At 60.4% G+C, this 24,542-nt stretch carries 25 protein-coding genes; 18 read left to right on the plus strand and 7 right to left on the minus strand.

Annotation, left to right across the window (positions count from 1 at the left end; genetic code table 11):
- Positions 1-49 precede the first annotated feature (49 nt).
- The gene (locus DES49_RS01015; protein ID WP_133734525.1) at positions 50-937 is read left to right on the plus strand and encodes a cytochrome c oxidase subunit 3; all 888 of its coding nucleotides are present in this window, start codon (positions 50-52) and stop codon (positions 935-937) included.
- A 26-nt stretch (positions 938-963) separates the two neighbouring features.
- Here the strand turns inward: DES49_RS01015 and DES49_RS01020 are convergent, their stop codons facing one another.
- Entirely contained in the window at positions 964-1,170 is a 207-nt protein-coding gene (locus DES49_RS01020; protein ID WP_133734526.1) for a DUF2909 domain-containing protein, read from the minus strand.
- Between the two features lie 46 nt (positions 1,171-1,216).
- Between DES49_RS01020 and DES49_RS01025 the strand changes: the two genes are divergently transcribed.
- The 9 genes from DES49_RS01025 (at position 1,217) to DES49_RS01065 (ending at position 11,033) form a co-directional block, all read left to right on the plus strand.
- Entirely contained in the window at positions 1,217-1,930 is a 714-nt protein-coding gene (locus DES49_RS01025; RefSeq protein WP_133734527.1) for an SURF1 family protein, read from the plus strand.
- Positions 1,931-2,530 carry a hypothetical protein gene (locus tag DES49_RS01030; protein ID WP_133734528.1) on the plus strand — a complete coding sequence of 200 codons (600 nt, stop codon included), beginning with the start codon at positions 1,931-1,933 and terminating at the stop codon, positions 2,528-2,530. It begins immediately after the preceding gene.
- Between the two features lie 19 nt (positions 2,531-2,549).
- Entirely contained in the window at positions 2,550-3,629 is a 1,080-nt protein-coding gene (locus DES49_RS01035) for a COX15/CtaA family protein (protein WP_133734529.1), read from the plus strand.
- Between the two features lie 20 nt (positions 3,630-3,649).
- Entirely contained in the window at positions 3,650-4,552 is a 903-nt protein-coding gene (gene cyoE / locus DES49_RS01040; protein ID WP_133734530.1) for a heme o synthase, read from the plus strand.
- A gap of 9 nt (positions 4,553-4,561) precedes the next feature.
- A complete protein-coding gene (locus DES49_RS01045) occupies positions 4,562-5,233 on the plus strand; it encodes an SCO family protein (protein ID WP_133734531.1) in 672 nt (223 codons plus the stop codon).
- An 88-nt stretch (positions 5,234-5,321) separates the two neighbouring features.
- Positions 5,322-5,975 (plus strand): TetR/AcrR family transcriptional regulator, encoded by a 654-nt coding sequence (locus DES49_RS01050; protein ID WP_133734532.1) that lies wholly within the window; start codon positions 5,322-5,324, stop codon positions 5,973-5,975.
- Positions 5,972-7,060 (plus strand): efflux RND transporter periplasmic adaptor subunit, encoded by a 1,089-nt coding sequence (locus DES49_RS01055; RefSeq protein WP_133734533.1) that lies wholly within the window; start codon positions 5,972-5,974, stop codon positions 7,058-7,060. The genes DES49_RS01050 and DES49_RS01055 overlap by 4 nt, the downstream gene beginning before the upstream one ends.
- 6 nt (positions 7,061-7,066) lie before the next feature.
- On the plus strand, positions 7,067-10,138 hold the full coding sequence (locus DES49_RS01060; RefSeq protein ID WP_133734534.1) for an efflux RND transporter permease subunit: 3,072 nt from the start codon (positions 7,067-7,069) through the stop codon (positions 10,136-10,138).
- Positions 10,131-11,033, plus strand: a complete 903-nt coding sequence (locus tag DES49_RS01065; RefSeq protein WP_133734535.1) for an alpha/beta fold hydrolase — start codon at positions 10,131-10,133, stop codon at positions 11,031-11,033. Before DES49_RS01060 ends, DES49_RS01065 begins: the two co-directional genes overlap by 8 nt.
- Positions 11,034-11,056: 23 nt before the next feature.
- Here DES49_RS01065 and DES49_RS01070 read toward each other — a convergent pair whose 3' ends face one another.
- Complete coding sequence (locus DES49_RS01070) at positions 11,057-12,286, minus strand: NADH:flavin oxidoreductase/NADH oxidase family protein (protein WP_133734536.1); 1,230 nt, start codon at positions 12,284-12,286, stop codon at positions 11,057-11,059.
- Positions 12,287-12,320: 34 nt separating this feature from the next.
- On the minus strand, positions 12,321-12,932 hold the full coding sequence (locus tag DES49_RS01075; protein ID WP_133734537.1) for a TetR/AcrR family transcriptional regulator: 612 nt from the start codon (positions 12,930-12,932) through the stop codon (positions 12,321-12,323).
- A gap of 110 nt (positions 12,933-13,042) precedes the next feature.
- On the opposite strand from DES49_RS01075, the gene DES49_RS01080 reads away from it, so the two are divergent.
- The 3 genes from DES49_RS01080 (at position 13,043) to DES49_RS01090 (ending at position 15,608) form a co-directional block, all read left to right on the plus strand.
- Complete coding sequence (locus DES49_RS01080) at positions 13,043-13,882, plus strand: ion transporter (protein WP_133734538.1); 840 nt, start codon at positions 13,043-13,045, stop codon at positions 13,880-13,882.
- A gap of 55 nt (positions 13,883-13,937) precedes the next feature.
- Positions 13,938-15,245: a serine hydrolase domain-containing protein gene (locus tag DES49_RS01085; RefSeq protein WP_133734539.1), complete on the plus strand. Its 1,308-nt coding sequence runs from the start codon at positions 13,938-13,940 to the stop codon at positions 15,243-15,245.
- 84 nt (positions 15,246-15,329) lie between these two features.
- On the plus strand, positions 15,330-15,608 hold the full coding sequence (locus tag DES49_RS01090; RefSeq protein WP_133734540.1) for a hypothetical protein: 279 nt from the start codon (positions 15,330-15,332) through the stop codon (positions 15,606-15,608).
- Between the two features lie 184 nt (positions 15,609-15,792).
- On the opposite strand, the gene DES49_RS01095 is transcribed toward DES49_RS01090, so the two are convergent.
- Positions 15,793-16,923: a hypothetical protein gene (locus DES49_RS01095; protein ID WP_133734541.1), complete on the minus strand. Its 1,131-nt coding sequence runs from the start codon at positions 16,921-16,923 to the stop codon at positions 15,793-15,795.
- Between the two features lie 91 nt (positions 16,924-17,014).
- On the opposite strand from DES49_RS01095, the gene DES49_RS01100 reads away from it, so the two are divergent.
- The 3 genes from DES49_RS01100 to DES49_RS01110 all read left to right on the plus strand — a co-directional run bounded on the left by DES49_RS01100 (position 17,015) and on the right by DES49_RS01110 (position 21,611).
- A complete protein-coding gene (locus DES49_RS01100) occupies positions 17,015-20,536 on the plus strand; it encodes a response regulator (protein WP_243864789.1) in 3,522 nt (1,173 codons plus the stop codon).
- A 23-nt stretch (positions 20,537-20,559) separates the two neighbouring features.
- Positions 20,560-21,111 carry a hypothetical protein gene (locus DES49_RS01105; protein ID WP_133734542.1) on the plus strand — a complete coding sequence of 184 codons (552 nt, stop codon included), beginning with the start codon at positions 20,560-20,562 and terminating at the stop codon, positions 21,109-21,111.
- Between the two features lie 116 nt (positions 21,112-21,227).
- Positions 21,228-21,611, plus strand: a complete 384-nt coding sequence (locus tag DES49_RS01110) for a response regulator (RefSeq protein WP_133734543.1) — start codon at positions 21,228-21,230, stop codon at positions 21,609-21,611.
- Between the two features lie 44 nt (positions 21,612-21,655).
- On the opposite strand, the gene DES49_RS01115 is transcribed toward DES49_RS01110, so the two are convergent.
- Complete coding sequence (locus DES49_RS01115) at positions 21,656-21,910, minus strand: hypothetical protein (RefSeq protein ID WP_133734544.1); 255 nt, start codon at positions 21,908-21,910, stop codon at positions 21,656-21,658.
- A gap of 339 nt (positions 21,911-22,249) precedes the next feature.
- Here DES49_RS01115 and queC point away from each other — a divergent pair, with 339 nt between their 5' ends.
- Both queC and queE read left to right on the plus strand, forming a co-directional pair.
- Entirely contained in the window at positions 22,250-22,912 is a 663-nt protein-coding gene (gene queC / locus DES49_RS01120; protein ID WP_133734545.1) for a 7-cyano-7-deazaguanine synthase QueC, read from the plus strand.
- Positions 22,912-23,574 (plus strand): 7-carboxy-7-deazaguanine synthase, encoded by a 663-nt coding sequence (queE, locus tag DES49_RS01125; RefSeq protein WP_133734546.1) that lies wholly within the window; start codon positions 22,912-22,914, stop codon positions 23,572-23,574. Before queC ends, queE begins: the two co-directional genes overlap by 1 nt.
- 76 nt (positions 23,575-23,650) lie before the next feature.
- Here queE and DES49_RS01130 read toward each other — a convergent pair whose 3' ends face one another.
- Positions 23,651-23,947 carry an Lpp/OprI family alanine-zipper lipoprotein gene (locus DES49_RS01130; protein ID WP_133734547.1) on the minus strand — a complete coding sequence of 99 codons (297 nt, stop codon included), beginning with the start codon at positions 23,945-23,947 and terminating at the stop codon, positions 23,651-23,653.
- A gap of 77 nt (positions 23,948-24,024) precedes the next feature.
- Entirely contained in the window at positions 24,025-24,540 is a 516-nt protein-coding gene (locus tag DES49_RS01135; RefSeq protein ID WP_133734548.1) for a L,D-transpeptidase family protein, read from the minus strand.
- Positions 24,541-24,542 lie beyond the last annotated feature (2 nt).

Below are 24,542 nucleotides of genomic sequence, written 5' to 3' on the forward strand. Positions count from 1 at the left end.
GCTGAAGGCTCGGAAACGGTAACGGATCAAGGGTAACAGCGGAGGCTGCATGTCAGGCAACCAATCCTATTATGTACCGGAATCGAGCATCTGGCCCATTGTGGGCAGTATCGGTATGCTGCTCCTGTTTTTCGGGTTCGGGACACTGCTGGTCAACCAGTCGAACGGGGACCCGACCACGACTGCCTGGGTGCTCTTCACGGTTGGTGCACTGACCCTGATCTATATGATCGTGGGCTGGCTCCGTGACGTCATCAATGAGAGCCGCTCCGGCCTCTATGACGCCCAGATGGATCGCTCCTTCCGCCAGGGCATGGCCTGGTTCATTTTCTCCGAAGTTGCGTTTTTTGCCGCCCTTTTCGGCGCCCTTTTCTATATTCGCGTGTTTGCCGTGCCCTGGCTCGGCGGCGAGGGTGCGAAGGGGGCCGCCAACATGCTCTGGGAAGGGTTTGAGGCGCAATGGCCTCTGATCAACAACCCGGACAACAGCGCCTTCAAGGGGCCCGATTCCGTAATTGGTGCCTGGGGTCTGCCGCTTCTCAATACCGTGCTCCTGGTCACCTCGTCGATCACGCTGACGCTGTCGCACAAGGCCCTCATGCACGACAAGCGCAAGCCCGCCATTAACTGGCTGGCTCTGACGGTCCTGCTGGGCGTGGTATTCCTCTTCTTCCAGGTTGAAGAGTATATTGAAGCTTACGCGCACCTGAACCTGACGCTGGATTCAGGTATCTATGGCAGCCTGTTCTTCCTGATGACCGGTTTCCATGGCCTCCACGTGCTTCTGGGCGGGATTATCCTGAGCGTGATCCTGGTCCGCCTGATCAAGGGCCATTTCAGCAGTCACGACCATTTCGGTTATGAGGCCGGTGCCTGGTACTGGCACTTCGTTGATGTTGTCTGGATCATCCTCTTTATCTTCGTGTACGTGGTCTAAAGCCTGTGTGCCTGAGGCGCCGCCGTCTAGAACGGCGGCGCGTTCAGGCTCAGGTTCCCCGTCATCGCCGCCACCCCAATAAGAATAAGCAGCAGTGCCGAGAGGGAGACCCGGACGATCAGTCCGTTAACGGTCCGATGGCTGCCGCTGTCGTCCTTCATCAGGAAAAAGAAGCTGCTGAAGAGGCTGGCGATAATGCCGGCCAGAATGAGCACAATCAAAACCTTGAGCATAACCGGATCTCTTGACGCTGTATGAACCCGATCACTATAACAGAGCATGGCTGAATCGCGGAGCAACTGGCAGTGGAGCCCTGAACCCAAGATCTGGGTGTTCGCCGCCCTGCTTGTCCCTGTTCTTCTCGGGCTGGGTGTCTGGCAGGTTGATCGGGCCTGGGAGAAGCAGGCCCAGGCGGAACGCTGGCAGCAGGGCAGTGGGGCTTCTGGGTGGCCGCCTGAGACAGGTGCCGTGGGTCAGCCGGTAATACTTGAGGGCAGGTACGACTCCGAGGTTGTCTGGATGCTGGACAACCGCACCCGTGAAGGACGCCGGGGCTACGAGGTGTTGCACCTGTTCCACACGGATTCCGGTCCCGTTGTGGTGAATCGGGGTTGGGTGGCCGGCCCGGGCAGCCGCGATCGGCTCCCGGAGGTCGCGGTGCCGAAGGGCAATCCGGTGACCGTGCGCGCGAGGGTCTCGGACTGGCCAGAGCCTATGGTGCTCGGGGATGTCGATCCGGTTAATGCGGAGGGCTGGCCCCGAAGGGTGGCAAAACTGACAGCGGAGCGGGCCGCCGGTCCTGAAAGGACGGTCCACCCGTCCATGGTCCGGGTGGCGAACGAGGCCCAACCCGGGGCCCTGAAAGCCGGTTGGGATTCCGAGCGCATGGGGGCTGCCACCCACTATGGCTACGCGGCCCAGTGGTTTGCATTGGCCCTCCTGCTCCTGACGCTGACTGTGGCGACGAGTTTCCGCAAACACGAGGATGAGTAATTGGCTCCACGCGATTTTACGCCAGAAGAAACCCGTCGTTCCCGCATCAAGGCAGGGCTGCTGTTCGCCATCGCCATAGCGCCGCTTATTGCGGCCACCGGCATGTACTTCAGCGGTTGGGGAATACCCTCTTCAACCACCAACAACGGCGAGTTCGTTGACACGCGTGAAGGCATTTCGAGCATGAACCTGAGCGCATCCGATGAACCCTTCGCCCAGCGGTTCCTGCCTGAAAATGAGGACGCCAAGTGGTGGATTATTGTGACGGCGGATCAGTGTGAACAAGCGTGCCAGCAGTGGCTCGATGTCTCGAGGAGTGTCCACCGCCGGCTTCACCGCGATGCGGATCGGGTGCGCAGAGCCTTTGTCGCGGGGGACGGTACGGTACCGGATTCGGGAGAACATCCGCGACTCCTGACCCTGGCCGCGCCGGATGGGGGTAATCCCTTCTCCGGGAAGGCCCGCGACGGCGAGACAAACGCCACCGTCTTTGTGGTCGACCCCATGGGCAATCTCGTCCTGCGCTACGACAGCCGCCACAACGGTACAGACCTTCTGGATGATGTGGAGCATCTTCTGGATTCCTCACCACTGGGTTGATGTGGAGTACTAACCGATCATGAACTTGAGTCCCGGCCCTGGTTTTTTTGAGAGTCGCCATCGGCGCCTACAGGTTGCGACACTCGCTGGGTGTCTGCTGGCTCTTGTGGTCATCATGCTGGGTGCCTGGACCCGGCTTGTGGACGCCGGTCTGGGGTGTCCTGACTGGCCGGGCTGCTATGGATTCCTGTCGGTCCCCACGGGCGAGGAGCAGATTCAGCTCGCGGAGGCCCGTTATCCCGATTCGCCGGTCGACGCGTCCAAGGGCTGGCCGGAAATGATCCACCGCTATGCGGCCGGTACCCTTGGTCTGGTGATTTTCGGTATCGCCATCGCCGCCTGGATGAGCCGGGATGAGGAAACACCGGTCAGGCTACCGGCGTTCACCGCGGGTTTTGTGGTCCTTCAGGCCGCTTTCGGCGCCTGGACCGTGACGCTTTCCCTCTGGCCCCAGGTAGTGGCGGCGCATCTCCTTGGCGGCTTTACCACACTGAGCCTGCTTTTCCTGTTGCTGCTGCGCCTTGGTCGCCAGTATGCGCCGGGGCGGAGTCTGTCTGCTGAGAATCGTGCAGCGCTACTGCGCCTGCGCCCCTGGCTTTACGGGGGCCTCGTTGTGGTGGTCCTCCAGGTTGCGCTTGGCGCCTGGACAGCGGCGAACTATGCAGCGGTTGCCTGTCCCGACCTGCCCACCTGCCAGGGCCAGTGGTGGCCTGAGACGAACTTCCCGGAAGGCTTCAATGTGTTCCAGTCAGTGGGTCCCAATTACCTCGGGGGCACGCTGGGCAATGACGCCCGGGTGGCGATCCATCTGAGCCATCGTGTTGGTGCCATCATGGTCACGGTGGTGCTTGGTGCGTTATTCTTGTCGTTTATCAAATTGACCCGCGGTCACCGTCTTTCGCGTGCCGCCTGGCTTGGCCTGGGGATCCTCCTGGTTCAGGTTGCGCTGGGGATCCTGAATGTGCTTCTGCACATACCGGTCGCCATCGCCGTGGCGCATAACGCGTTTGGCGCGTTGTTGCTGCTGGCGGTCATCAATCTGATCTATCGCGTTCACCAGGTGTCGCCACCGGAACAGCCGACGAGCGTGAAACCATAAACCGCCCTATTGGCCTGATTATGAGCAATGAAACGTCGACGGCCTCCATGGCCCAGCGCCCGATTACCTGGCGTGATTATTTTGAACTGACCAAGCCCAAGGTCGTTGCCCTGATGCTGCTGACCGTGGTCATCGGCATGCTGGTGGCGGAGCCGGGCCTGCCCGGCCTTGGCGTGGTCTTTTTCGGCAATCTTGGGATCGCGCTCCTGTCCGGGTCAGCCGCAGTCATCAATCACGTTGTCGACCACGAGGTTGATCAGCGCATGGCACGGACCCGCCGCCGCCCGGTTGCGACAGGGCGGGTAAGCACCCCCGATGCCCTCGGGTTCAGCGTCAGCCTCGGGCTTGCCGGTATGATCGTACTCATCTGGCAGGTCAACATGCTGACGGCCTGGCTCACCCTGGCCTCGCTGGTGGGATATGCCGTTATCTATACGCTTTTCCTGAAACGGGCCACTCCCCAGAACATCGTGATTGGCGGGCTCGCCGGGGCCATGCCGCCACTGCTGGGATGGACGGCGGTAACCGGAACCGTGGATCCCAATGCGTTGCTGCTCGTGCTCATCATTTTCGCCTGGACACCACCGCATTTCTGGGCGCTTGCCATTCACCGGAAGGAAGAGTACGCGCAGACCGATATTCCCATGCTCCCGGTCACCCATGGTAACCGGTTTACCGAGCTGCATATCCTGCTCTATACCCTGATGATGATCGCCGCCAGCCTGATGCCGGTGGCGACCGGCATGTCCGGGATGATCTACCTGGTCGGTGCCACTCTGCTTGGCCTGCGTTTTCTCCAGTACTCGGTACGCCTCTGGCGCGGGGATGACCGTCGTGTTGCGCTTGCCACCTTCAAGTATTCGATTACCTACCTGATGCTGCTGTTCGTATTCCTTCTGGTGGATCATTTCGTCCGTTTCTAGGAGCCACTCATGTCGCAAAGCCGCAATATTGTCATTACCGTAGCGCTTCTGGTCCTTATCGCACTGAGCGTTATGTCATTCGCGATGTACCAGCAGTGGCGCGCAAGCCATGGCGAACTTGGCAATAACGGCGCCGCGGCGCCCGAGGTCGATGCGGACAATGTCTATCTCTATGACAGCCCCCGGGATATCCGCCCCTTTTCACTGATCAACGAGCAGGGTGAAGAGGTGGATAACCGTTTCCTGCAGGGGCAGTGGACCATTGCCTTTGTAGGCTTCACGAGCTGCCCGGACATCTGCCCAACGACGATGGCGACGCTCTCAAGGACTGCTGAACGCCTGCCGGACCGCGTTACCGAGCCCCGATTCCTGATGATCAGTGCGGACCCGGAAACGGATACGCCGGATGTCCTCAACCGCTACGTCACTTTCTTTGGCGATGATTTCCGGGGCCTGACTGGCGATCGCGAGACCCTGAAAGCCCTGGCCAAGGACCTGAATGCGACCTTTTCCCGCACGCCGGGTTCCGACAATGCGGGTCAGGTCCAGCACAGTTCCCATATCGCATTGATCTCCCCGGGAGGGGACTTCGTCGGGATGATCCGTCCGCCACTTGACGTCGATACCATCATCCGAACCTACGAAAAACTCCAGCAGTGGCGGCCATCCGCGTCGTCCTGATTCCGTACGCAGCAATTCCGCCAAATCCCTCATTGTGACCCGTGACCGCCAGTCATATAATGACTGACGGTCATATTGTGAGGGAGTCATGCGCTATCAGGATGAGCTGTTTCGTCAGCGGGAAGAGTTGCTGCTGGACACCGCACTTGCCCTTTTCCGGGAATGCGGCTGGGAGAAGGTGACGGTTTCCCAGCTTGCCGCCCGGGCCGGTGTCGCCAAGGGCACCGTGTACAAGCATTTTGCCAGCAAGGAGGCCATCTACGCCTCTCTCGCCCTGCGCTTCTCCCGCAGCTGCCTTGAGCAGTACGAATCCATGCCTCATCGGCCATCGCCGCTGGAAAGTATCCGCGAGGTCATCCGCGCCGCCTTTGCGCGGATGCTGAGCCACCCCCTTGAGGTCCAGCTGTGCCTGCACTGTGATCGACCGGAATTCCAGAGCCGGCTTGACGAATCCCAGCGCGGCGCATTCCAGGCCCTGGATGAACAGTACAATGCGCTCTTCCATCGCCTTGTGGAGGCGGCCGTCGCCGCAGGCGAGATCCCCCCAAAGTCGCCTGAGTCCCTTTATTGGGGCGTGGACGCGGTATTCCAGGGCGTTATGGCGCGTATCGCTGCCGGCGGGCTGGGATTGGAGCGTCATGCAACACCCAGCCTCGAGATCTATTCCGAGCATGTGGTCGAGTTCATCACCGCCGGACTTCTGGGCCGATTCCCGGATCCCGGCCCGGAGGCGTCACCATGATCAATCGCTTACCCCGGGGCCCCGTTGCCCTGGCCGTCATACTCACTCTGGGGCTCGTCATCTGGCTGGCGAGCGGCGACATCCGCCAGAGTCGCGAGTCCATGGAGGATCCATTCGAGGCCGGCACCGATCAGCCCGCCCGTGTCGAGGTCGGGATTCGAGAGGCCACTCCGTATCAACCGGAAGTCGTGCTTCAGGGACAGCTTGAACCCTGGCGGGCCGTGACCCTGACATCAAAGGTTGCCGGGACGGTTGAGGCGATCCCGGTCGCGCTCGGTGATTCGGTGTCCGAGGGTGATGCCGTGATCCAGCTCTCCGAAGAGAGCCGGCGCGAACAGCTCGAACAGGCCCGGGCGGAACTCGAACGCGCCGAAGCCGATCTCAGTGGTGCCTCCCGTCTGCGCGGTGAGAACCTGGCCTCCCAGTCCGAATTCCTGGCCCGAAAGGCGGATGTTGCCGCTGCCAGGGCACGAGTCAGGACGGCGCGCCTTGGGATGGAGGACTCAAGCCCGCCGGCCCCGTTCGATGGAGTGCTCAACGAGCGCCCGGTTGAGCTGGGAGATGACGTGCAGCCTGGCGATCCGTTGGCGGAACTGGTCCGGACAGACCGGTTAAAGGCGACGGGGCGGGTTCCCCAGCAACAGGCCGGTCGGCTTGAGAGGGGCCAGCCTGTGCGCGTTGTGCTTCTGGATGGGCGCCAGCTTACGGGGACGCTGACCTTTATCGCCAGCGCGGCCCATCCGCAGACCCGCAGCTTCCGCATTGAGGCGGAACTGGATAACCCGGGCCAGCTGCGCGTGGCGGGCTCTACAGCAACGCTGCGAATCGGGCTGGATGAGGTGCTGGCGACGCGTCTCTCGCCAGCTCATCTGAACCTGGATGAACAGGGCAAGCTTGGTGTGAAGCATGTTAACGGGGAAAATCAGGTCCGTTTCTCAAGGGTCCGGTTGCTCAGCACGGATAATGACGGCGCCTGGGTTGCGGGTCTGCCTCTTCGGATCCAGCTGATAACGCGGGGCGCTGGTTTCGTCAGGCCCGGGGAGACCGTGGTGCCGGTTCGGGCCAATGATGGCAGCGAGGGCTAGATCGCCATGCGCCAGCTCATCTACGCCGCGCTGAACCGGTCCAGGACCACTATACTGACCCTGCTGTTCCTGGTCGTTGGCGGGATCGTGGCCTTCCAGAACATCCCCAAGGAGGCCAATCCGGATATTGCCATCCCCATGATCTACGTCTCCATGACCCTGGAGGGGGTCAACCCGGAGGATGCGGAACGGTTGCTGATCCGCCCCATGGAGCAGGAACTGCGCTCCCTGGAGGGAGTCACGGAGATGAGTGCCACCGCTTCCGAGGGCCATGCTTCCATACTGCTGGAATTCGACGCCGGCTTTAATTCCGATAAGGCGCTGCAGGACGTCCGGGAAAAGGTCGACATTGCCCGCAACGACCTGCCCTCGGAGGCCGATGAACCCCGGGTCAACGAAGTCAATGTGGCGCTTTTCCCGGTATTGTCCATCGGCCTCTCCGGTCCCCTGTCGGAGGAAGAGCTGATCACCATGGCGCGCCGGCTCCAGGATGAGATTGAAGGCATCCCCGAGGTGCTCGAAGTGGAGATCGCCGGCGACCGGGAAGACATGGTGGAGGTGGTCGTCGACCCCCAGGTCCTGGACAGTTACGGCATTGATTACGATGAACTGGGAACCCGGGTCGCACGCAATAACCAGCTCGTGGCGGCTGGCAGCCTGGATACCGGCTCCGGGCGCATGACCATCAAGGTGCCCGGCGTCATCGAGACCCTTGAGGACGTCATGAGCATGCCGCTGAAGGTGGCCGATGGTTCCGTCGTTACCTTCGCGGATGTCGCGACGCTCCAGCGCACCTATAAGGATCCCAAGGGATTTGCACGGATCAATGGCGAGCCCGCTGTGGTCCTCGAGATCTCCAAGCGTGCCGGCGCCAACATCATCGAGACCGTCGGCAAAGTCCAGCACCTGATGTCCCGCGCGGAATCGCGCCTTCCCGAGGCGGTCACCGTCCGCACCATCATGGATCAGTCCGAGGACGTGACCGATATTCTCGGGGACCTGCTCAACAATGTGCTCACCGCCATCGTGCTGGTGCTGATCATTATCCTCGCCGCCATGGGGCCGCGCTCCGCCCTGCTGGTGGGGCTCACCATTCCGGGGGCATTTCTTTCCGGGATACTGTTGATATGGACTCTGGGTTACACGCTGAACATCGTCGTACTGTTCAGCCTGATCCTGGTGGCCGGCATGCTGGTGGATGGAGCCATCGTGGTATCCGAGCTGGCCGACCGTAACCTGCTGGAAGGGCAGTCGCCGGGAACGGCCTGGGCCGAGGCGGCGATCCGCATGGCCTGGCCGGTTATCGCTTCGACCGCCACCACCCTGGCGGTTTTCATCCCACTGCTGTTCTGGCCCGGTGTGGTCGGTGAGTTCATGAAGTTCCTGCCCATCACCGTGATCCTGTGCCTGCTGATGTCACTCGCCATGGCGCTGATCTTTCTTCCTGTTCTCGGTGGCGTGAGTGGTGGTCGATCCGGCGCGGGGGAGCCCGTTCCTTCCGCTTTCGGTAACGCCTACCGGCGGGTGCTGGATCGCGCGCTGACGTTCCCGGGAAGCACGTTGTTGATCATGCTTGCCGTTATTGCCGTGATCTACGGGGCTTACGCACGTTTCAATCACGGCGTGGAATTCTTCCCGAGTGTTGAACCGGATTCGGCCCAGGTCCAGGTGCGGGCCCGGGGCGACCTGTCCGTATGGGAGCAGGACGGGATCGTGCGGGAAGTTGAACGCCGCCTGCAGGGTCTCAGGGAAGTGGAAGCGCTCTATGCGCGCTCCATGACGGACCCCGGTAACCAGATGGCGCCGGATGTGATCGGAACCATCCAGTTCCAGTTCCGGGACTGGGATGAGCGCCGCCCGGCCAATACCATTATTGCGGACCTGCGTGAGCGCACCGCCGACATTCCCGGCATTGTCCTCGAGTTCCGGCAGCAGGAGCAGGGGCCTGGACAGGGCAAACCCATCGAACTCAAGGTCAGGGGGGCCACTTCGGGGGGGCTGGATACCGCCGTCGACCGCATCCGCGCGACCATGGGCGAGCTGGGTGGTTTCATGGATGTCGAGGACAATCGCAGCCTTCCCGGCATCGAATGGGAAATTGATGTGAACCGGGACGCGGCCGCTCGATTCGGCGCCGATGTGGTCAGTGTGGGCAACGCGGTTCGCCTGGTCACCAACGGACTGGTTCTGGCGACCTATCGGCCCGAAGATGTGCGCGATGAAGTGGATATTCTGGTGCGGATGCCCGAATTCTGGCGCAACCTTGACCAGTTTGAGCGCCTCACCCTGAATACCGAGCGTGGCCAGGTGCCGATCACCAATTTCACAACGCTGAGGCCCGCGCCCAAGACGGGCACGCTGCACCGGGTCGACAGCCAGCGCACTGTCACCATCAAGGCCGATGTTGCCCAGGGTGAACAGGTCAATGAACGGCTGGAGGCGCTCCGCGAGGCGATACCCACCCTGCCGGAGGGCGTTCGGGTGGATTATGCGGGCGAGAACGAGGATCAGCAGGAAGCCTCGCAGTTTCTCTCCTCGGCGTTCATGGTGGCCATCTTCCTGATGTTCACCATCCTGGTTACCCAGTTCAACAGCCTCTACCAGGCCGTTCTGGTCCTTTCCGCCATTGTGCTGTCCACCGCCGGGGTACTTATGGGCCTGCTGCTGAATGCCCAGCCCTTTGGTATTGTCATGGTGGGCATGGGGATCATTGCCCTGGCCGGTATCGTGGTCAACAACAACATTGTCCTTATCGATACCTATAATGTGATGAGAAAGGATGGTCTACCCGCCAGGGAGGCCGCCCTGGAAACCGGGTGCCTGCGCCTGCGCCCCGTGCTGCTGACGGCCATCACCACGATCCTGGGGCTGATGCCCATGGTCCTGGGCGTGAACGTGGACCTGCTGACACCCTCACTGGGCATCAATGCGCCATCCACCCAGTGGTGGACCCAGCTGTCCAGCGCCATCGCCGGCGGTCTTGGCTTTGCGACCGTGCTCACCCTGCTGGTGACACCCGTTCTGCTTGTGCTCGGTGATGCCATCGGTCAACGTCTTGGAGGTCGAAGTGATGCCTGAAACCCGCATGGTCAAAAGCAACGGCCTGGAGTTCTGTGTCGAGGAGCGCGGCGACCCTTCCGGTGAGCCCCTGCTTCTGATCATGGGGTTGGGCGCTCAGCTCACCTTCTGGCCGGAGCCCCTGCTCGAACGCTACGCGGCGGAAGGCTACCGGGTAATCCGTTACGACAATCGGGATATCGGACTATCCTCGGAAGTCGATGCGCCGCTCCGGGGCCATCCGCTCAAGGCCATGGCACAGTTCCGGCTCGGGATGCGGATCGACGCGCCCTACACTCTCTATGACCATGCCCAGGATGCGCTGGGGATCATGGATGCCCTCAACATCCGCTCTGCCCATATCAAGGGTGTCTCCATGGGAGGGATGATCGGGCAGATTCTGGCAGCGAATCACCCCGAGCGCGTGCGCAGCCTTACGCTGGTGATGTCCTCGAACAACAGCCCGCGTCTTCGCATGCCGAGGGCCGATGTGATCTGGTGGCTCCAGGGGGGTAATATCAAGGGTCACGATGAGGAGGCCGTCGTCGCCCGGGGGCTGGAACTCTGGAAGCGCATCCAGAGCCCCGCCTACCCCCGGGACCAGGAGGCCACCATGGAACGGATCCGCAACAATTACCAGCGCAGCTATCGCCCCCTGGGCATCATGCGCCAGATGCGCGGCGTGCTTGCAACGGGGGATCTGTCACCGGTCACGAGCCGCATCCGCGTTCCCACCATCATTGTTCATGGCACCGCGGACCCGTTGATACGCCCGGACTCGGCGCGCCGTCTGCATCGGATGATTCCCGGCGCACGCCTGCACTGGGTTGAGGGCATGGGCCACGACCTGCCGGAGGACCTGGTGGATCTGCTGGCGGACCATACGCTGGGGCTGGCGGGCTCCGTCGAAGGGTAGAGCCAACGCCAGCCGTTTCCGGATCAGGCCCTGCGGGGCTTGAAGGCGTTCAGGCCCATGGCGCCGAAGGTGCTGGCCACCGTAATCCAGGGGCTCAGGCCGGGCTTGGGTTTCCTGCCGTTGGCGTGACGCGCCAGATGGGATTCGTAATAGGTGATGTCGAGCATCAGCGCCTTATCCAGGTTGCGCAGTCCCGTGGTCGGGCGCTTGATGGCGAGTTTCGCGCCGGCATCCTTCAGAAGGCTCTGCGGCAGCGCCGGATCCACCGCCAGGGGGCGGGCCAGGCCGACGAGATCCGTGGCTCCGGACTCCAGCGCCTGCTGCATGGCACTGCCGGAGCGGAAACCCCCGGTAACCATCAGCGGCACATCGGTATGCCGGCGTACCGCGTCCGCGTAGTCCAGGAAGTAGGCTTCCCGCTCGTTCGAAGCCTTGGCCTTGAAGCCGGTCATGGCCGGTGCCTCATAGGTTCCGCCTGAGATTTCGATCAAGTCGATTCCGGCCTCGGACAGGGCGCGGACCACGTCCATGGATTCCTCTTCACTGAATCCATCCTTCATGAAGTCCGCCGAATTGAGCTTGATGCCGACGGGAAAATCCGGTCCCACGGTGTCTCGGATGGCCTGATAGACCTCCAGAACGAAGCGACGGCGATTCTCCGGTGAGCCGCCCCATTCATCCGTGCGCTTGTTATGGCGTGGCGACAGGAACTGGCTGACCAGGTAGCCATGGGCACCATGGATCTGCACGCCCGAGAATCCGGTTTCCTTCGCCTTGCCCGCGGCAAAGGCAAAACGGCTGATGATGTCGCGGATCTCAGTGTCGGCCAGCTCACGCGGTGTTGCGAAAAGCTTTTCCAGGCCACGTCCCAGGGGAATTGCCGAGGGTGCCACGGGCTCGCGGCTCAGGAACCGGGGAATCTGCTTGCCGGGATGATTGATCTGCATCCACAGCCGGGTGGCGTTGACCTGGCCCTCGCTGGCCCATTGCCGGAAGGCATCGAAGTCACTCTGTTCATCAAGGACCACATTTTTGGGCTCACCCAGGGCATTGCGGTCGATCATCACGTTGCCGGTCATGGCCAGGCCGATGCCGCCTTCCGCCCAGGTCCGGTAAAGCCGGAACAGGCGCTGGTCCGGGTTGTGCTCGCCATTTCCAAGCTGTTCGCTCATGGCGGATTTGGCCAGGCGGTTCTTGATCGGCGCACCGCGCTTGAGGCGCAGTTCCGTGTTGAGTTCGGGGGTGCTGGTCATAGGTGCTCCTCGGTGATCGGGGAAGGAATCGGTATCAGATGTTGGGAGGGGCCGGCGCCATCAGGCAGTCCAGGAGCCAGTCCAGGTCCTGGCGGAGAATATCGGCCTGGCCCTCAAGCTTCATGCGCAGTATGCCGCCCTCCCAGTGGTTCCAGTAGATATCGGCGAGTGCCCCGGCAGGGATGTCGTCGCGGAATTCGCCGTTGCGCTGGCCTTTTTCGACAAGCGGTATAAAGCGCTGGCGCCAGGCCCGGTAACCCTGCTGCAGTGCATGCTGGCAACGCTCGCTGGATGCGCCAATCTCCGCCGCAAGGTTGCCCAGCAGACAGCCACGGATGCAGCCACGACGCTCAAACTCGGACACCATCATGCGGTACAGGTGACGAATGGTTTCGCGCGCAGATGACTCCGTACCCTCCACATGCTGATCCATCAGCGCCAGCAGGGTTTCGGTGTAATCGGTGATGATTTCCGCCGTAAAGGCTTCCTTGCTGCTGAAGTAGTGGTAGAAGGAACCCTTTGGCACCTGGACCCGCTCAAGGATCTCCTTGAGGCCCGTGCCGTGATAGCCCTGCTCGGAGAGCAGTTTCATGCCCGCGTCCAGAAGCTCCTGGCGCAGGTTGGGATTACGTTGCGTATTTGCCATGCCAACTAGACCGGTCGTCTATTGAGTGATTTTTACCCTACCGGCGTATGGTGATGAAGTCAAATTATGGATAATGCCTGCTCATCCGAGTGGTAGGAGTTGCAGGAGCCATGAAAACCTCAGCGGGCTACATGAAGCAGCGCCTCGAAGCCCTGCACCGAAACCGGCTTTTCGAGGCAGCGGTCATCACCATTATCCTGGTATCCGCCCTGTTGATCGGTGCGCGCACCTATGAGGAGGTCAGCCGCTTCGACCGCATCATGGGGGTTCTGGACTGGGCGGTGACGATCTTCTTCCTGATCGAGATCCTGATCCGGATGGCGGCGGAACCCCGGCTCCGGGATTTTTTCCGGGACAGCTGGAACGTCTTCGACTTCTGCATTGTCGTGGCCAGCCTTATTCCCATTGATGATTCCGAGATGGTGCTGCTGGCGCGGCTGCTGCGCATCTTCCGGGTACTGCGCCTGGTGTCGCTGATCCCCGAGCTGCGTATTCTCATGGCGTCGCTGTTCAAGGCGATTCCGCGCATGGGGTACGTGGTGCTGCTGATGTTCATCATCTTCTACATCTACGGGGCCATTGGCAGCTTCCTGTTCGCCCATATCAATGAGTTCCTGTGGGGCAATATCGCGCGCTCGATGCTCACCCTGTTCCGCATCGCCACCTTCGAGGACTGGACGGATGTGATGTATGAGACCCAGGAGCTCTACCCCTGGAGCTGGATCTACTATCTCACCTTTATATTCCTCACAGCCTTTGTCTTCCTCAACATGATGATCGGTATCGTGCTCCAGGTGATGGAAAAGGAAGCCCGGCTCGTGGATGAGGAAAAGGGCGAAGGCGAGGCCGTGGAAGTGCACCACATCCACGAGAACATGCAGGCGTTGCAGGCGCAGCTTGACCGGATTGAAGCAAGGCTGGAATCGTCCGGGAATAAGCCGGATCCGTGATTCCGTGCCATACTGTGAGCGCAACGAGCAATGGACAATCAGGAGAGCAGGGCCTATGAACGAATGGCTTCGGAGAACGCTCCAGAGCAGCCGGATTCCCGCGAACCTTGATCGCGTTACGGAGATTGACGACGAGCTTGAAACTGAACCGGCCAGGGTTGGTGCCGAACCTCGCGCGGTGGAGGCCGTATGGGAGCGGGTACAGGCGCTGTATCGTACCGGTACCCACCCCGGCATCCAGATTACGCTCAGGCATCGTGGCGAAGTGCTTCTGCAGCGCGCCCTGGGCCATTCCCAGGGCAATGGCCCCCATGACAGGCCGGATGGCCCCAAAGTCCCCATGACCACGGAGACGCCGGTCTGCTACTTTTCCGCTTCCAAGGCGGTCACGGCCTTGTTGATCCATATCCTGGCCGAGGATGGGCTGATCAACCTGCTGGAACCGGTCAGCTATTACTGCCCGGAGTTCGCTCGCAACGGCAAGAAACACATCACCATCCACCAGATCCTGTCCCATCGCGGAGGTATTCCCGGACTACCCTCGGATACCCCCATCGAAGCGCTCTGGGACGAGCAGCGCATCTGGAATCTTCTCTGCGACGCCCGCCCCATACAGGCCGATGACAGCAAGGTGGCCTACCATGCGATCACCGGCGGTTATGTACTGGGTGAGCTGGTCCGGCGGGTTACCGGGGAGAGCATTGATACTCTGCTCGATCGCCGCCTGCGCCAACCCATGGAGATGCGCTACTTCACCTATGGCATCAACCATGACCAGCTCCTGGATCTGGCCTGGAATTACGCCACCGGCCCGAAACTGGTTTTCCCGATGTCATGGATTGTGCGCCGCGCCCTGGGCGGTGATATTGATACGGTGGCCGAGGTGAGCAATGACCCACGCTTCCAGGAGGCGGTTATTCCGGCGGGCAATCTCTGTGGCACCTCTGAGGAGATGGGGCGCTTCTTCCAGATGATGCTCAATGGCGGCACCTGGAATGGTCGGCGGATCTGCGCGGAGAGCACGGTGGTGGGGGCCATACAGGCTTCTGGGTCCATGCAGCTCGATCGTACCATGATGGTTCCGATGCGCTTCAGCGCGGGGTTCATGCTGGGTGCCGATCCGGTCGGTCTCTGGGGCCAGCATTCGAGTGAGGCCTTCGGGCATGTGGGGCTGATCAATAAGTGGTGCTGGGCGGATCCTGCACGGGATATCTCTGTATCACTGATCAATACCGGCATTCCTATTGTGGGTCATCATCTGCCGGCCCTTGCGGGTTTTGTGCACCAGGTCTGTCGGAGCTTTCCGGTGCTTTCCGAGACGCAACGCCCTCTTGGGAATAGGCAGGCGGCATCGGTCATATAGTGAAAATGCGTTCACTTCTTGTTGCAATGGACTGCCGAAACAGGGAAAATGCGCGAAAATCGTCAATCAGGGAAGGGTGACATCATGGAGATGGAACAACAGGAAGTTAGACACCGCCACCGGCGATCAGAGCCGGAACCAACAGCACCCGATGTGGCACTGGATCAGTTCAGCAGTGTTCATGAGCATCTTCACGAGCGTCTCTGTGAAGAGCTGGTCAGTCTGGAAAAACGGGTAAGCGCGCTTCGTGAGTCGCCTTCCCTCCACAGTCCTACCATCATCAGTACCTATGAGCGCATGATCCGTAAGAAGCAGGATTTTATGGAGCGGTGGGGGATGGATACCCATTGCGGGTGTCGTTAACGGATCCTTTCGTTTCTTTTTTAGTCCCAAGACTGCGAGATTGGATGCCTGGCAGCGGTGGGGATCACTATTCAGGATACGCTGTGAATACATCCCTGTACGCTGCGCTTTCGCCATCCCTGGCGAAAGAGCATCCTGAATAGTGATCCCCACCGCTGCCGATTAAGTTGGGTGCCGTTCGCTACTAGCGGGTTTGAGAAACATCCGGATTTTCTGGTGTGTAGCTAAACTCCCTGTTTTTCTTGAACTCTTCGGTTTCTGTAATCCGCGGGCACGTTTCCTTGGAAAACTGCACGTTAATCCGTTCCGAGCTGGTTTCATCGCTGTAGTCGATGGTTACCCGGATGCAGCGATCTGGCTCGTCACCCTCGTTAACGACGAACTGGTCGGTCCCTTCTTCCAAACTCCACGACCAGCGATCCGTTTCGCCGCGCTCCTGGCCACGGTCATCCTGGGTATCATCTAAGGGAAATGACTCAAAGACGATCGAGGCTCGGTCCTTGTTCTTATCGTTATCGTTGAGGCTGGCATTGAAGCCGGCTACCAGCACGGCGGGCTGCTTGAAGCCGCTGGCGGCACCGCTGCCCGTAAAGTCCTCATAGTCGTAAAGCGTGCGGACAAAACTGTCCGGTGTGAAGAGCACCCTGCCGACGTTGGCGCCGAAGGGGGTGGCGAAATCCAGTGGTTCGGGGTTGTGGGCGTAGTTGACCTGGAAGCCCCACTCGTCCGGTTCTTCACCTTCTTGCTTGACCCTTATGTTGCGCACGACGATGCTGCCGGGGAGAGCGTCCTCGTCCTCCGCGAAGGCTTGCTGGGTATCCCGGGCGCAGGACGCCATGGCGTCGCGGGCGGTCTGGAGCGATTCGAACTGCTCCGAGGCGATGATCATGGCTTCGAAAAGGTCGAAGCCATTGCGTACACTCTGGTACTCGGTTGGTTGCCCATCGTCGTCCTTGTCTATGGGCTTATCGACGAATGCCTCGTCGAGGTCCGCGAAGGCATCGGTTTCGCTCACCATGAATTCGTAGAGATTCCTCGCATCGTCGTTGGGCTCATCATCCGCGGGGCGTGACGCCAGGAAGAACTGTCGGAACATGGTCTTATCGAGAGTGGCTCCGACCGGGTTCTGCGTTGTGTCCTCGCCAATGGTGAAGGTGTTGAATTCCTGCTCGAACCCACTGGGCTGGGAGAAGCCTGAAGTGCAGCTGTTATTGCTGCCTCCAGTGGAGACGCCGCTGTCGCAACCGGCGACCAGGAGCACTGCGGCGAGCAGGGGGAGGATGCGATACGCTTCGAAACAATCCGGCATTTTCATGAATCAGGTCCTACAACCATACTGTTCCGGTAAGTGACAATTTGCATCATAATGCTTTACTGCTTCCACCGCGCCCGGAGAGATCACAGTTTTGCACCTAAGCGCTCGCACTGGCCGCCCGAAGCGGTGGTTTACCGGACTACTGGTGTTCCTGGCCCTGACGCTGGCGCCGTTGGTGGCCGGCGCCAGTGAGGAGTGTACGGGCGAGCCATTGGTGATCCGCGATGGGCAGGGCCACCATAACATCACCAGCTGTTTCTATTACTACCAGGACTCCAGCCACGAGCTGACTCTCCAGGACCTGCTCGGTCCGGATGCGCCGGAATTCAACCATCATACCTCCGGTATTCTCAACTACGGCTACACCGAGTCGGTATTCTGGGTACGGCGCACCGTTGCGTATCAGAATGGGGGCGATCCGGTTGAGGACTGGGTGCTGGAATTGTCTCTGCCGCTGGTCGATAAAGCGGATCTGTTCGTGGTGGACGGCAATGGCGAAGTCATTGGGGAGCATCGCCATCGCTACAACGAGAGCTGGTCGGGGAGGGAGTTCGCGGTGCCCAATCCGGTGTACCGGCTCGACCTGGACGCCGGTGAGGAAGTGACGCTTTTCCTTCGCATCGAAACCAAGAACACGATGCGGCTGCCACTGCACGTCTGGGAACTGGATCGGTATATCGAAAAGGTCTCGGTGGATGAATGGATCCAGGGACTCTTTATGGGCGCGCTCTTCGCGCTCTTCGCGTACAACGTCTTTGTCACCATGGTGGTGCGTGAGTGGGGGTACGTGTTCTATGTGACCTACATTCTCTTCGCCATGCTTTTTGTCATGACCGAGCAGGTCCATGGCATGCAGGTTTTCGGTGAGCTCCAGGGGTGGCTCCACAAGGATTACCTGCACATCTTCATACAGTTCACCTGGATCTTCGGGCTTCTGATGGCCCGCGAGCTATTGGATACCCGTCATCGGGCGCCCTGGCTTGATCAGGTGCTCAGGCTCTGTCTTTATGCCTCGGCGACAACCTTTGTCCTGAGTCTTTTCCGCAGCTACCACGCCGCCATGGAATGGACGGTGATCGGATCGGTGATCCTGGCGCTGGTTATGATCGCGGTCAGCTTCAGGGCCTGGCGCGAGCAGCTTCCCAGTGCCGGGATCTATTTCATCTCCTGGCTGTGTACGCTTTCCGGGGTAGGTTTTTACGGCACGGCGGTCATGGGGTACCTGCCGCTTGAAGGATTCGCCCGGCATACGCCCCAGATCGGGTTCGTGACCCAGAACATCCTGCTGTCACTGGCCTTTGCCAACCGCATCAAGGTGGTCCAGCGCGAGGCCATTGAGTGGAACCAGCAGGCCGTGGCCAACCTTCACCGGTATCGGGCCCTGTTCGAGAACGCCATGGAGGGGATCTTCCAGATGTCGACGGGCTGTCGCTTCCTGGACGCCAACCCGTCCATGGCGCGCATTCTGGGTTATCCCAGCGTGGACGGGATGGTCAACCAGATTCCGGATGCCCTGAGCGCCTGTTTCGCGCAGTCCAGCATTCGCCACTGGGTTATCCGACAGCTCGAGAAAGAGGGCGAGGTGCACGGTGTCGAGGGCACCTTCCTGACCCGCCAGGGTGAGGAGCGTTGGGCCAACGTGTCCATACGCACCATCTATGACGAGGAGGGCCACCCCAGCCACCTGGAGGGAACCTTTGTGGACGTGACCGAACGCCGCCAGCGCCACGAGATTGAAAAGGAGCGGGAGAACGAGCGCCTGGAAAAGGAGATCGCCCGCAATTCCGCTGCCGCCAAGAGTCAGTTCCTGGCGAACATGAGCCACGAGATCCGGACTCCGCTGGCGGCCATCATCGGCTATGGGGAAACCCTCATGGAGCCGGATCTGAGCGAGGCCGAAAAACGCAACAGCGCGGAGACGGTGGTCCGCTCCGGGCGCCACCTTCTGGATCTGATCAACGACATCCTGGATCACTCGAAGATTGACGCCAACAAGCTCGATGTGGAGTTCCTGAACGTCAATCTGCCGGAACTGCTGGACGAGGTCCGCGCCTTCTTTACGCCGCGTGCCCGGGAGAAGGGCCTGGAATTCTTCATCCAGTGCGAGTACCCGCTGCCGGAGACCATCCGCACGGACCCGACCCGGTTCCGCCAGATCCTGATCAACCTCTGTGGTAACGCTCTCAAGTTTACGGACAGCGGCAGTATCCATATTGCGATCCGTTGCGATCGTGACAGCCAGAAACTGTATGCGCGCGTGGTGGATACCGGTATCGGTATGAAGCCCGACCAGATTGCGGGGCTCTTTGATCCCTTTGCCCAGGGCTCGGCCGCCACCGCCCGCCAGTATGGCGGAACCGGGCTCGGGCTCAGCATTTCCAAGCATCTCGCGGGACTGCTCGGCGGCGATATTACCGTAAGCAGCTCCTGGGGCGAGGGCAGCGAATTCGAAGTGAGCATCGACATCGGCTCCCTCGAAGGTATCCACCTGATCCGCGACGCCTCGGAGATGACCCAGCGTCGGCGACAGCTGCCGATGCTGCAGGCCCCTCACCTTTCCGGCCGCATTCTCTGTGCCGAGGACAATGAGGTGAACCGCAAGCTGGTAGACCTCCTGATCACCCGGACCGGCGCTGAAGTCGTGCATGTGGGCAACGGCGCCGAGGCACTGGAGCTGGCCACCAAGGAGGCCTTCGATCTGGTCCTGATGGACATCCAGATGCCGGTGATGAACGGCCGCGACGCCACCAGAGCCATCCGGGAGGCGGGCGTCAATACGCCGATACTGGCGCTGACCGCCAATGTCATGGCCGAGGATCTCCAGGATTACAGGGAGGCGGGCTGCGATGACTATCTGGCCAAGCCGATCGACAAGCGCCGCTTCTACGAGGCCCTGGCCCGGTATCTTACCGTCAGGGGCGAGGCGCGCACGGAGGCCAACCACCAGTTCCAGGGCACCGTCCTGGTGGCCGAGGACAATGAGGACAACAGCCGGTTGGTAGAGCGCTTGCTCAGGCGCTACGGGGTGGACGTTATCAAGCGTGAGACGGGCTCCGAAGCGGTCAGCACCGCCATGTCCGAAACGGTTCACCTGATCCTGATGGACAGCCACATGCCTGAAATGGATGGCCCCGAGGCGACGCGCATGCTGCGACAGACCGGTTTCCGTCGCCCCATCATCGCATTCACCGCCGGTGATGAGACGGAGGTGGACGAACTGCAGAAGGCGGGCTGTGACGGAGTTCTCTACAAGCCGATCGACTCCGGTCAGTTGCAGCTCCTGCTGCAGAAACACCTGGGTGAGTCGGGGTACAGTGATGCCTCCGAAATCGCCATGGATCCGGATATTGAGTACCTGGTGGACCAGTTCCTGGACGGGCTTCCGGCGCGACTTCAGGAAATGGAGCAGGCTATTCATAATGAGGATTGGATGGCACTGCAGCGCCAGATCCACCAGATCAAGGGAACGGCGGGTGCCATGGGCTATCCGTTAATTACCGAGAAAGCCGCTGAAGTTGAGCGCGCGCTGAAGCGCCAGGATATGACCTATGCAGTCAACACGTACCCTGAACTGGAGTCGCTGATCCGGCAGGCGCTGGACAGCCGTCATTAATCGACCCGATACAGGATGGGCCTATGACACTTGAGCATGACCCCCGAAGCATGCGGGAAACCGTCAACCTGATGTACGGCACCTACGCCGACGTCATATTCGTGCTGTTTCCGTTCGTGGTAATCGGCCTGACGCGGGCCTGGGAGGGTAATGCCGGGGCTATACTGCTGAGTCCCGACCTCTCCACGGCGTCGGCTATCCTGGGTGGGCTGGCGCTTGGCAAGTTCGTGCTGGGATTGATTACCGACCGTAACCTCAACGCTTTCCGGGAGCGCATCGTCTTCTTCATTGCGCTTACGCTGCTCCTGGTGCTTGGTCCTTCCATCCTGTTACTGATGCTGATTACGGCCTCCCCGGAAGTTCCCGAAATGGTGGCTTTCATCCAGCCCATCCTGCTGATTATCGCAATCTCGCTCTACACGACGGCGATCAGTATCAGTAACCTTCTGACACGTCCGGACTACGAGCTGTTTCCGGACGCTGCGGCGGAGGACGGGACCCGGGATGGTGCCCAGCAGGCGCCGGTTGAGCGGACGCTGGATCTGCCAGAGAAGCGGACTGAGCACGGCGACTAACCTGAAGATCGGCGAAAATTCCGCCTCAGGGGCGGACAAATACTGCTCGGCTGCTATGCTAGGGTGGCTGAACCAATAAAGTGCAGACTGCACTGCAAAGCAATCGAGGATGGCCAATGACGGATCTCAATGTCCTGGTGGTTGAAGATGAGCCCACTATGCGGCAGATGCTGAGCGAAATGCTCTATGCGGTTGGCGCAACCCGGGTTGTGGAGACCGGGGATGCGGAATCCGGGCTGGAGGAATTCCAGAAGGACTCATTCCAGATCGTGATGCTCGATCTTGGCCTCCCCGACCGGGATGGCCATGAGGTAATGAAGGACATCAAGGCGCATAACCGTCAGCAGCACGTGGTTCTGGTAACCGCCGATGATTCCATTGACAGCATCCAGCGCGCTATTACGGCCGGCGCCAATGGCTATGTGGTGAAACCCTACTCGCGGGAAAAGATCCAGGATGTGGTGAACAACTACATGATGGTGCACAACCCCGGGGGTTGAACCCCCTGCCGTGGGTCCACCACGGCAGGGTTCGCCTTCGCCGTTCAGGCAACCTGCTTCTGGATCCAGGATTGATAGCGCGCGGCCAGCGACCGGATATACCGGCTTTCCGCGTCACTGGGCGTGCCCAGAACCCCGTAGAAAATCCAGCCCCGCTCATAGAGCGCCAGCACAGAGCGTTCATCGTCCAGATTCACGCGCTGGTTGAGCCGTTTGCAGATGGCATCCAGAAACGGTAACCGCCCTGGCCGGCGGATGGGTGCGTTGGTGCCCGATGCCCTGTGGTGTTTCTGTGTCATGGTGACCCCTCCTGTCTGCCGTGGTTGATCGACTACAGACAAAAAAGCCCGGAGACTATCGCCTCCGGGCTTGTGTGGAATGAAGCAGACCACAGGAGAACCGGAGGCGACCGCTACGGGCCCCTCCGGTGACAGAACCGTCAGGAACCCGCTGCTGGCAGCCGGTTTTTTCGTGCCTTGATGTCCGAGCTGAGATGTCGGGAAACATTCATCATCATGAATACGGATCCATTACCTTCCATACCATCCAGTGTATTCCGAAACGCCGCTTTTTCAAGGGCCGGAAACCACTGGCTACCTGATACAATAACACTTTTACATGAAAGGTAAGGGTTTTCCATGGGCACCGTCGTGGTGATTTATTCCGGAGGCATGGACTCCTACACCCTGTTGCACAAGGCGCTGCACGAGGGTTGGGAGGTGCATGCGCTGTCCTTTGACTATGGCCAGCGCCACAGCCGGGAACTGGACTGTGCCCGCGAGGTCTGCCGGAAGCTCGCGGTGCCCCACCAGGTGGTGGATATCGGCTCCATCCAGTCACTGCTCGGCGGATCGGCCCTGACCGATGAAGTGGACGTTCCCGAGGGGCACTATGAAGAATCGAACATGAAAGCGACCGTGGTCCCCAACCGCAACATGATTCTCCTGTCTCTGGCGATTGGCCAGGCAGTCAGCCTGGAGGCGGAAGCGGTGTGGTACGGGGCCCACGGGGGCGATCATGCCATCTACCCGGATTGTCGTCCGGCCTTTATCGAGCGGATGGACCAGCTGGCCCGGGTTGCCAACTACCAGCCCGTGCGCGTGGAGGCGCCGTTCATGCAGATGAGCAAGGGGGAGATCCTTGCGGAGGGGCTTTCCATGGGCCTCGACTACCGTGCTACCTGGACCTGCTACAACGGCCGGGAACAGGCCTGTGGGCGCTGCGGTGCCTGCGTCGAGCGTCTTGAGGCCTTTTCCCTCAACGGTCTTTCGGATCCGCTTTCCTATAAGGAGCTGGGTTGATGTATCGCGTTAAGGAGGTGTTTGCGACGCTCCAGGGTGAAGGCGCCCAGGCCGGGCGCGTGGCCGTATTCTGCCGGTTCAGCAAGTGCAACCTGTGGACCGGGCGGGAAGCGGATCGTCACCGGGCCGTATGCCAGTTCTGTGATACCGATTTTGTGGGCACGGATGGCCAGAATGGTGGTGAGTTTGAGACCCCTGAGGCGCTGGCGCGTCATGTGGCCGCTTTCTGGCCGGGCTCTTTCTCGGACGCTGAAAACCCCCTCGTGGTCTGCACGGGGGGGGAGCCGCTTCTGCAGCTTGATGGACCCATGGTCGAGGCTTTTCATGCCCAGGGACTCAGCGTGGCGGTTGAAACCAACGGAACACTTCCCGCCCCCGAGGGAATTGACTGGCTCTGCATGAGTCCAAAAGCGGGGACGACCATCGTGATTGAGGAATGCGATGAGCTGAAGCTGGTCTATCCCCAGGAGGGTCAGGATCCGGCTGACTATGACCACATCCGTGCATCCGAGCGGTTTATTGCCCCCATGGCCTCACCGCAGGTCATCAGCGGCGCGGATGCATTCAGGGATGCCAATACCCGGCAAGCGATTGAGTTCTGTCTGGCTCACCCGCAATGGCGTCTGAGTGTCCAGATGCATAAGATGGTGGGAATTGACTGAATCAAAAAAGCCGGCCTTGTGGGCCGGCTTTAAGCGTTAAGAAAGCGTAATACGACGCTTTCCTGAGTCCGCCTTTTTACTCTTTACCGGTTGCCCGATCGAGCATCCGGCGAGCACGCTCGTTAGCTTCTTCAGCCGACTGCTCGGCGTTCTTTGCACGCTCCAGAGCTTCCTGTGCCAGATCGTAGGCTTCGTCGGCCCGTGTCTGGGCACTGTCCGCACTGCTCTGTGCACCGTCAGCCGTATTCTGGGCATCGGTAGCGGTGTCCATGGCGTCGTCAGCAGTGTCCATCGCGTCCCCATTCTGCTGGGAAGCACAACCAGTTGCCACTACTGTAGCCATGGCAATTCCTGCGAGCGTCAGTTTTTTCATGTTTGTCCCCTTTTTTGGTCGGGTTATTAATGACCCGGATCAGTGTAGCAAAGTCACAATGTGTGAAAACCGTTTTTTTACGGCCTGATCTCAATAGGTGTACCCGTTGTAACCCGGGTCCAGATTTCGTCCATGGCTTCGTTGGTGACGGAGATGCAGCCGTCCGTCCAGTCCAGCCCCGGGAACGCGAAGGACCACTTATCCGCCTCGTTGGGAAGACCGTGGATCATGATGTTGCCGCCCGGCTCCAACCCCCAGGACTCGGCCTGGCGCCGATCCTCTTCGTTGGGATAGGAAATATGGATGGACTTGTAGAAGTCACTGCCGGGGTTGCGCCAGTCGAGGATATAGCGCCCCTCCGGGGTACGGTTATCGCCGGCGGACAGTTTGTGGCCTTCCGGCTCCTGGCCCAGTGATACCCGGTAGCTTCGGACCCGTTCGCCATTGCGGATGAGGTGAAGTTCGCGTTCGCTCTTGAGCACCAGAACCTTGTCCACGGAGTCCACGGACTCCAGCTTCACGGGCTGGACGTCCGCCGCAACAGGCTGTATGGCGAGGGCAGTAATGAGGATCAGCAGGCAGCGTCTGAACATGG

The organism is Halospina denitrificans, assembly GCF_004364635.1.
Lineage (GTDB): Bacteria > Pseudomonadota > Gammaproteobacteria > Pseudomonadales > Oleiphilaceae > Halospina > Halospina denitrificans.

Excerpts from the sequence above, each read along its gene's own strand:
- DES49_RS01070 (WP_133734536.1), bottom strand. The coding sequence starts at position 12,286 with ATGACCAGCACCCCCGAACTCAACACGGAACTGCGCCTCAAGCGCGGT.
- DES49_RS01080 (WP_133734538.1), top strand. The coding sequence starts at position 13,043 with ATGAAAACCTCAGCGGGCTACATGAAGCAGCGCCTCGAAGCCCTGCAC.
- DES49_RS01025 (WP_133734527.1), top strand. The coding sequence starts at position 1,217 with ATGGCTGAATCGCGGAGCAACTGGCAGTGGAGCCCTGAACCCAAGATC.
- DES49_RS01095 (WP_133734541.1), bottom strand. The coding sequence starts at position 16,923 with ATGAAAATGCCGGATTGTTTCGAAGCGTATCGCATCCTCCCCCTGCTC.
- DES49_RS01055 (WP_133734533.1), top strand. The coding sequence starts at position 5,972 with ATGATCAATCGCTTACCCCGGGGCCCCGTTGCCCTGGCCGTCATACTC.
- queE (WP_133734546.1), top strand. The coding sequence starts at position 22,912 with ATGTATCGCGTTAAGGAGGTGTTTGCGACGCTCCAGGGTGAAGGCGCC.
- DES49_RS01130 (WP_133734547.1), bottom strand. The coding sequence starts at position 23,947 with ATGAAAAAACTGACGCTCGCAGGAATTGCCATGGCTACAGTAGTGGCA.
- DES49_RS01085 (WP_133734539.1), top strand. The coding sequence starts at position 13,938 with ATGAACGAATGGCTTCGGAGAACGCTCCAGAGCAGCCGGATTCCCGCG.
- DES49_RS01015 (WP_133734525.1), top strand. The coding sequence starts at position 50 with ATGTCAGGCAACCAATCCTATTATGTACCGGAATCGAGCATCTGGCCC.
- DES49_RS01065 (WP_133734535.1), top strand. The coding sequence starts at position 10,131 with ATGCCTGAAACCCGCATGGTCAAAAGCAACGGCCTGGAGTTCTGTGTC.
- queC (WP_133734545.1), top strand. The coding sequence starts at position 22,250 with ATGGGCACCGTCGTGGTGATTTATTCCGGAGGCATGGACTCCTACACC.
- DES49_RS01050 (WP_133734532.1), top strand. The coding sequence starts at position 5,322 with ATGCGCTATCAGGATGAGCTGTTTCGTCAGCGGGAAGAGTTGCTGCTG.
- DES49_RS01135 (WP_133734548.1), bottom strand. The coding sequence starts at position 24,540 with ATGTTCAGACGCTGCCTGCTGATCCTCATTACTGCCCTCGCCATACAG.
- DES49_RS01110 (WP_133734543.1), top strand. The coding sequence starts at position 21,228 with ATGACGGATCTCAATGTCCTGGTGGTTGAAGATGAGCCCACTATGCGG.
- DES49_RS01035 (WP_133734529.1), top strand. The coding sequence starts at position 2,550 with ATGAACTTGAGTCCCGGCCCTGGTTTTTTTGAGAGTCGCCATCGGCGC.
- DES49_RS01020 (WP_133734526.1), bottom strand. The coding sequence starts at position 1,170 with ATGCTCAAGGTTTTGATTGTGCTCATTCTGGCCGGCATTATCGCCAGC.
- DES49_RS01105 (WP_133734542.1), top strand. The coding sequence starts at position 20,560 with ATGACACTTGAGCATGACCCCCGAAGCATGCGGGAAACCGTCAACCTG.
- DES49_RS01075 (WP_133734537.1), bottom strand. The coding sequence starts at position 12,932 with ATGGCAAATACGCAACGTAATCCCAACCTGCGCCAGGAGCTTCTGGAC.
- DES49_RS01045 (WP_133734531.1), top strand. The coding sequence starts at position 4,562 with ATGTCGCAAAGCCGCAATATTGTCATTACCGTAGCGCTTCTGGTCCTT.
- cyoE (WP_133734530.1), top strand. The coding sequence starts at position 3,650 with ATGAGCAATGAAACGTCGACGGCCTCCATGGCCCAGCGCCCGATTACC.
- DES49_RS01060 (WP_133734534.1), top strand. The coding sequence starts at position 7,067 with ATGCGCCAGCTCATCTACGCCGCGCTGAACCGGTCCAGGACCACTATA.
- DES49_RS01090 (WP_133734540.1), top strand. The coding sequence starts at position 15,330 with ATGGAGATGGAACAACAGGAAGTTAGACACCGCCACCGGCGATCAGAG.
- DES49_RS01115 (WP_133734544.1), bottom strand. The coding sequence starts at position 21,910 with ATGACACAGAAACACCACAGGGCATCGGGCACCAACGCACCCATCCGC.